Source organism: Bacillus sp. LR--39, from assembly GCF_053613335.1.
On record NZ_JBSIOT010001181.1, the window covers coordinates 1 to 607 of the forward strand.

The window sequence follows — 607 nt, forward strand, 5'->3', positions numbered from 1 at the left end:
GGCTGTATTAGCCGGTATTATTTTTATGGCTGCTACGTATTTGCTGCTGTCTAAAAGCCTGCTTCGCGTCATTATCGGAACAGCACTGTTAAGCCATGGCGTTCATTTAATGCTTTTGACTATGGGAGGATTAAAGAAAGGCGCCGCTCCGATTTTGAGCGAGCATGCCAAATCATTTGTCGATCCGCTTCCGCAAGCCCTGATTTTGACCGCAATTGTCATTTCTTTTGGCGTTACATCATTCATCCTCGTTATGGCCTTTCGCGCTTATCAGGAATTGAAATCGGACGATATGGATCAAATGAGGGGAAATGATCAACATGAATAATTTTGTTATTTTGCCAATCCTGATCCCGCTTTTGTCGGCTATTCTTCTGATTTTCATGACGAAGAACCTTATGCTCATGAGAATCTTCAGCACGGCGGCATCGGCCATCGGGATTGTGATTAGCGGCATACTTGTACAGACTGTCTTCACAAAAGGTATCCAGACACTCAGCTTAGGCGGCTGGAAAGCGCCGTACGGCATTGTGCTTGCCGCAGACCAATTCGCCAGCCTGCTCGTTCTCACAACAGCGATCATCGGTTTATTGGTTGGGCTTTATTC

The 607-nt window shown here is 46.1% G+C and carries 1 protein-coding gene and 1 pseudogene; both read left to right on the forward strand.

The features are described 5' to 3' along the window. Window positions 1-328: Na(+)/H(+) antiporter subunit C (locus ACWHAR_RS29275; protein WP_452088720.1), on the forward strand; the 328-nt coding region annotated here is incomplete at its 5' end. Further along, window positions 321-607: pseudogene (locus tag ACWHAR_RS29280) on the forward strand (Na+/H+ antiporter subunit D); the annotation flags it as partial. The gene ACWHAR_RS29275 and the pseudogene ACWHAR_RS29280, both read left to right, overlap by 8 nt.